Genomic DNA, 6,613 nt, shown 5'->3' with positions numbered 1-6,613 from the left:
AATTGCTCTATCTCTATTAAATACAGAGAAATCTGTTAAAGCAAGTAAAAAGAATAAAAGATTATTAGCTGCCTTAAACCCTGACTTTAGACAAAAAGTATTAAAAATTTAAATGCGTTTGCCCTGTACCCTGAATTGGAATTCTTGGGAAAAATCAATTAAAAAAGTAACTTTGCGCGATAAATTTTAATTTAATATCATCCTGTTATGATTGATATATTTGAAAAAATAAAAGAAAATCCCGGTCCCCTTGGACAGTATCAAAAGGCAGGCCACGGTTATTTCTCTTTTCCAAAACTTGAGGGCGACATTGATCCTCACATGAAGTTTCAGGGAAAAGATGTCCTCACCTGGAGTTTGAATAACTATATAGGACTTGCCAACCACCCTGAGGTAAGAGAAGCAGATGCACAAGCAGCAAAAGATTATGGCATGGCTTATCCCATGGGTGCGCGCATGATGAGTGGTCAAACGAAGAAACATGAAGAATTAGAGCATAACCTGGCCGAGTTTGTCGGAAAACCCGATGCTTTTTTACTAAACTATGGTTATCAGGGTATGGTATCCATTATCGATGCCCTTTCTGGCAGAAATGATGTGATTGTGTACGATTCAGAATCGCATGCCTGCATTATGGACGGTGTGTTTTTGCACAAAGCCAAGGGCGGAAAGAGCTTTGTTTTTCCTCACAACGATATGGCTCGTTGCCGCAAGATGCTACAGTTTGCCACAAAACGCGCGGAAGAAAATAATGGTGGCATTATCTTAATTACTGAGGGGGTATTTGGAATGGCCGGCGATCTTGGTAAACTTGACGAGATTGTGGCCATGAAAAAAGATTTTGATTTTCGCCTGGTAGTAGATGATGCGCATGGTTTTGGGACTATGGGCAAAACAGGTGCAGGTGCAGGTGAGCATTTTGGTGTACAAGATGAGATTGATGTTTATTTTTCAACATTTGCAAAATCAATGGCAGGTATTGGTGCCTTTGTTGCCAGCGATGCTGATGTTGTGGGTTATCTTCGCTATAACATGCGTTCACAAACATTTGCCAAATCTTTGCCAATGCCGATGACTATAGGAGCACTGAAACGTTTGGAGTTACTAAAAAATAAACCAGAGTTAAGAGAAAACCTATGGAAGGTTGCTAAAGCTCTTCAAGGTGGATTAAAGGAACGTGGGTTTGATATTGGTGTTACTGGTTCGCCCGTTACGCCCGTAATGATGCACGGAGGCATTATCGAAGCCACAAGCCTTGTTATGGATTTACGCGAAAATCACAACATATTTTGTTCAGTGGTGATTTATCCGGTAATACCTAAAGGAGAAATATTACTGAGATTAATACCTACTGCAAAGCATACACTGGAGGATGTGGAAGTTACCCTGAAAGCTTTTGAAGCTTGCCGCACTAAGCTCGAAGCAGGTGAGTACAATAAAGATAGCTTTCCTGAAATTCCTCAGGAATAAGAATATTTACATTCGTATTTATGCCGGTTGTGTTTGCAGCCGGCTTTTTTTATATCCGTAAATCATCATTTTTTTTGTAACTTGAAATGGCAAAGTTTTTTGGTTATGCATTTTTTATTACCCAACTAAAGACCACCATATGCAAAAAAGATATTTACTAATATTTCTTTTGTTTGTTCCTTGTACCCTTCTTGCCCAGGAAGATATAGACTCACTGACCCTTGAAGAGTTTTCTGCTTTGTCGTTGGAAGAATTAACGAATATAAAAGTCTATGGAGCAGCCAGAACCCATGGACAAAGTTCTGTAACAGCTCCTGCCACAGTTGAAGTTATTACCAGGCAGCAAATTATTGACAGAGGTTATCGATCGCTGCTTGATGTGCTTTATGATATGCCTGATGTAAAAGTAGATTATGGTGTAGACCCGAGATGGATGAATGATGTTACTATTCGTGGTATCAGGTATATGGATAAATTCCAGATTTTGTTGAATGGTGTGAAAATTAGTCCTCCTACTAACGACCTGATTTCAATAATGGAGAATTATCCGGTACATTTTGCCAAACAAGTTGAGATAATTTATGGTCCGGCTTCAGCGTTATACGGAGCCGATGCTTTTTCAGGTGTTATTAATATTATTACTGATGACAAAAATAGTGAAGCGGCGAACAGAATTACTGTTGAAGGTGGTATGGACAATATGGTTAATGGTAATTTTTATACACACGACCAGTTGGGTGAGGATTTAACTTTTTCCATAGGGGGACAATTTTTTTATGACGAACAGCCTGACCTGGCTAACTTTTATCCTGATTTATATCAGGGTATGGATGAAGAGTTAGAAACAGGGACCTTCAATACAATACAAGGCCCAATCACACCGGAAACCTCAGTAGAACCTCATAAATCACATGCTTTGATGGCATATGGTTTATATGCTGGTGTTAATTTTAAGGATATAGAAATTAATTATTTCGGGAACTATGGAAGAAATCCATCCACAATGGCCAATTCGCCTCATAATGCAGTCTACAATCATGAGCAGTTTTTTGGACATTATGTAAATATGCTGAATTTATCATATGAAAAACAGATTGGTAAATTTAAGTCTATGTCTGACCTTACATACAGCCGCTATGATTTAAATAGCCGAAGTAATTTCCGGAATTTATATTCCAATATGGAACCGGCCTACCTTTTTGCTTATGGATGGATGACTAAAGCAGAACAATTAATCAGTTATGATATTTCTGATGCTATTAAGGTAACCGGGGGAGTGTCCTTTGCTCATTATGTTTCCATGCCACGCAGTAATAATTTGGATTACCCCGTTTTTGGGAGTGATCCGGGCGGTGTGATTGTGAATTCCCAATATGATTTTCTGTTGCCTGAAGGTATTCCTGCTAATTTAATCCGCACTGATTACAATAATATAGGCGGTTTACTGCAGGTTTATTACAAGTTTCGTTTGCCTTTAACTTTAACGGCAGGTGCCAGAATTGATAATGATGATCGGTATGGCACGACCATAAACCCAAGGTTGGGTTTGGTATATGAAGAAAGAAAGGATTTTACAATAAAAACCCTTTTTGGAACCGCTTATTTAGCCCCTTCGCCGCAATATATGTATGATCGGTATGGTACCTTAATGCCCACTAATGATTCGAGTACCTATTATGCTGAATTTATGCAACTCCCCAACGAAGAGCTTAATCCGCAGAAAGTTCAAACTTTTGAAATCAGTTTTCAGAAATATTTTGGCGAAGAAATGAGTATACGCACCACAGCTTATACTTCTCTTGTTTCCGGTCTTATAAGTCCTGTGGTAAATAATGAAACGGTAGAGTCATTGTATCCTGATCATTTGTACCCGGGCACAGATTATTATATTGATGCTATACAGGTAAACGACAATTTAGGTGAGTCAACAATTTATGGTGGGAGCTTGATTGTTGATTATAAAAAAAGTTTGAATTCTGACATGCAACTCAGGACCTCATTGATTTATAGCTATATTGAAGGGTTCACAGATATTGATGAATCGGGTCCTTTAAAAGAGCGGAATTTGCCGGGCATCTCAAATCATACGGTAAAATTCAGAGGAACTATTAAGTGGGGTAACTTAACAGTTTCCCCGGCATTAATATGGATGTCTGATCAGCGTGCAATAAATGCTGCCAGTGTTCAAGCAGCGGATGCAAGTGAGTATCAGACAATAGACGGATTTGTGCTGTTGAATGCAAATGTGCAATATGGGTTAACCAGGAGATTTACTTTGTTTATAAAGGGCTCGAATTTATTAGACCAGCGGTACCGCAATATCAATATTGGTGCAGCACCTGAAAGTTTGGGTGCCGGGTCGGCAGCTGTGGAGTTTGCCGGAGGAGCACCCCAGAATCCATTGCGAATTTTTGGTGGTTTTAGGATAAGTCTTTAATCGTTTGTAGGTAAAATAAAAAAGGCCGGGTATTCCCGACCTTTTGCTATTTTTAAAATTTCAGGTTAATACCTGCCATAAAATTTATTCCTGCTTGTGGATAATAACCATCCAGATAGTTGATTTCACCACCCGAATAGAATGGGTAAATCCATGCATTGGTGATGTATTCTTCGTTAAGCAAGTTGTTTACTTGTAAATAAACAGCTGCCTGCTTTAGCCATGATGTTTCAATGGAATAATTAAACCTTAAATTATTAACAAGGTAGTCGTCCAGCTTGCGGTCCTCGCTTGAGGTATTGTCGATGTATTGTTCGCCTACATACTGGGTTATTAAACTAATATTGATATTTTTTACAGGGTTGAATCCCAATTGACTTTTTGCAACAATCTCAGGGGAGAAAGAAATGTCTGTTTTTCCCAGTTCTTCAATTTCCTGTCCCCAGGTGTCCCAATTGTCTGTGTAGGCTACAAAGTTGAGTACTTTATTTTGGCTCAAAGTTATGTTTGCCTGCCAGTTAAGCCATTCAAAAGGTTTTACTCCCCATATAAGTTCAATACCGGTTCTGTAGCTTTTGTCAACATTTTCCATAATGGCACTACCTACATCGTTGATATTACCTGTCAGCACAAGTTGGTCTTTGTAGTACATGAGGTAGGCATTTGCTTTAATTCGCCATGATTCATCTTTTATTTCAGCACCAAGCTCTGTGTTGTATAATCGCTCTGATGTAGGCTCGGGTTTTGCCGGATCTGCATCGACGAGGGTTGTGCGGTTGGGCTCGCGGTTTGCAATAGCTACATTTAAATAAGCACTGATTTTGTCAGTGGGTTCGAACAATAAACCTGTTTTCGGATTAAAAAAGTTGTATGTATGAGATTGTGTAATATCTCTTTGACCATCGTCATACCCATCAATTTCGTAATTAATATGCCTGTACTGTAGGTCAATATAGGTATAGAGCTGCTCATTTACCATGAAGTTTGCCCGTGCATAAATATTGGCATCGTCTTTTACACCAGTATTATCGTAAAAACGGTGTTGCGCTTCAAATGTACTTAGATTGTTCTGGGCCCACATCACTTCTCCGTAGTGGCTCCCGTCATATCGGTTCCATCCACCGCCCAGAGTAGCTTTTAGTCTGGGTAAATTAAGTTTAATGGAGCCAATTCCACCGTAGAAAATATTGTCAAGAAATTTACGATCTATTACATCTGTTTCTGTAATGGTATCTGCACCTGCAATTATTGGTTCTGCCAAATAGTCTGCTATATCTTCATTGTATCTGTACGACTCATAGTAGCCGTAGCCATTGGTTTGATGGTAAGCAATGTTTGCCGACAACTTTTTATTGAAGTTCCGGGTGTAGAACACCTGGTAATGGTCTTGCTGATAATTGTCTATTTGGTTTTCGTACATGTATCTGTTGTATGTACGAGGGTCTGATTCAAATAGGTTTGCAATTTCTTCCTGGTCGTATCCCATATTGTAGGCAAATTGCATCATGGCAGCACTATCCTGGTTTAGCTTAGCTTTTGGTATGCCTTCCCACGACTGGTAAGTGATTTCTTTACCTGAAAAAACATTAACCCTAACTACATCTTTTTCGGAGCGATAGGTACCTGAAACAAAAAAAGATTTCAGGTCAGAAGATGCCCGGTCAATAAAGCCGTCTGATTTAATGCGTGATAGCCGGGCGTCAAAACTGTATCTTCCATCAATCAGGCCGGTACCTGCTTTTACTGTATTTTTCATGGTGTTGAAGGAGCCGGCAGCATTGTTTATTTCTGCGTATGGCCTGAGGCTAATGTCGTTGGTTTGCAGGTTTATTGATGCGCCAAAGGCAGCTGCTCCGTTGGTAGATGTGCCAACTCCTCGCTGAATTTGAATGCTGTTTGTGCTTTCAATAAAATCTGGCATGTTTACAAACCACACTCCATGCGATTCGGCATCATTTAGTGGGATGTCGTTTACAGTAATGTTTATCCGGTTTAGGTCTGTACCACGGATCCTGAAATTGGTATAACCTACGCCTGCTCCGGCATCTGACGTAGTTACAACAGATGGTGTTAATTGTAGCAGGTAAGGTATGTCCTGCACTGCTTCCCGTTTTTGAATCATCTCCTTTCCAATGGTTGTGTGGCTTGTTGGGGTCTTGTCTGTGGCCCGGGTAGAGGATACGATAATTTCCTGTGTTTGAATTACACTTTTTTCCATGGAAATTTTTAGAGAGATGTTTTCCGTAATCTTAATTTTCTCCCTGTAGGGTTCATGGGCCAGAAAAGTAACCAGTATTTCATACTGCCCATTTTTAACATTGTTGATTACGAATTTTCCACCACCATTGGTAATTGTTTCGTAGTTGCCTGGTGAGAGTTTAATGGTTGCTCCACTGAGTGGTTCGTTGTCTTCGCTGGTCACAACCCCATTGATGAGATTTTGTGCGCTGGCAAAATGCATTATTAAAACCAGCACAACTGTAAAAGTTACACTTTTCATAGTTGAAAGTTTAAGTTATACAATATGCAATGGGGGGAAAATACTTTGATATCCCTTCGCCGGCACTACCCGGATCAGGTTCAAAGGGTATGATCTCAGCCCGTTATTTAGGGCACCCCCGATTGCGACCTTTTGTCGGCAGACAACAAACAAAAATTATGCCTTTTGAGTATGTTCAATAATCAAATGCCCTGGTTTTATTATGC

At 39.7% G+C, this 6,613-nt stretch carries 3 protein-coding genes and 1 riboswitch; of the genes, 2 read left to right on the top strand and 1 reads right to left on the bottom strand.

The features are described from left to right. The first annotated feature begins 207 nt into the window (after positions 1–207). Both ACTB0Y_RS10590 and ACTB0Y_RS10585 read left to right on the top strand, forming a co-directional pair. Positions 208–1,470: an aminotransferase class I/II-fold pyridoxal phosphate-dependent enzyme gene (locus ACTB0Y_RS10590; protein ID WP_463206791.1), complete on the top strand. Its 1,263-nt coding sequence runs from the start codon at positions 208–210 to the stop codon at positions 1,468–1,470. Between the two features lie 139 nt (positions 1,471–1,609). Beyond that, positions 1,610–3,907 (top strand): TonB-dependent receptor plug domain-containing protein, encoded by a 2,298-nt coding sequence (locus ACTB0Y_RS10585; RefSeq protein ID WP_463206790.1) that lies wholly within the window; start codon positions 1,610–1,612, stop codon positions 3,905–3,907. Between the two features lie 52 nt (positions 3,908–3,959). Here ACTB0Y_RS10585 and ACTB0Y_RS10580 read toward each other — a convergent pair whose 3' ends face one another. Further along, entirely contained in the window at positions 3,960–6,407 is a 2,448-nt protein-coding gene (locus ACTB0Y_RS10580) for a TonB-dependent receptor (protein WP_463206789.1), read from the bottom strand. A gap of 34 nt (positions 6,408–6,441) precedes the next feature. Further along, positions 6,442–6,537, bottom strand: a riboswitch (TPP riboswitch). Positions 6,538–6,613 lie beyond the last annotated feature (76 nt).

The sequence above is a fragment of the Salinivirga sp. genome (assembly GCF_055145285.1).
This window is presented reverse-complemented; position numbering and strand designations above follow the sequence as displayed.

Coding starts and splice junctions, on each gene's coding strand:
- ACTB0Y_RS10590 (WP_463206791.1), top strand. CDS start 208: ATGATTGATATATTTGAAAAAATAAAAGAAAATCCCGGTCCCCTTGGA.
- ACTB0Y_RS10585 (WP_463206790.1), top strand. CDS start 1,610: ATGCAAAAAAGATATTTACTAATATTTCTTTTGTTTGTTCCTTGTACC.
- ACTB0Y_RS10580 (WP_463206789.1), bottom strand. CDS start 6,407: ATGAAAAGTGTAACTTTTACAGTTGTGCTGGTTTTAATAATGCATTTT.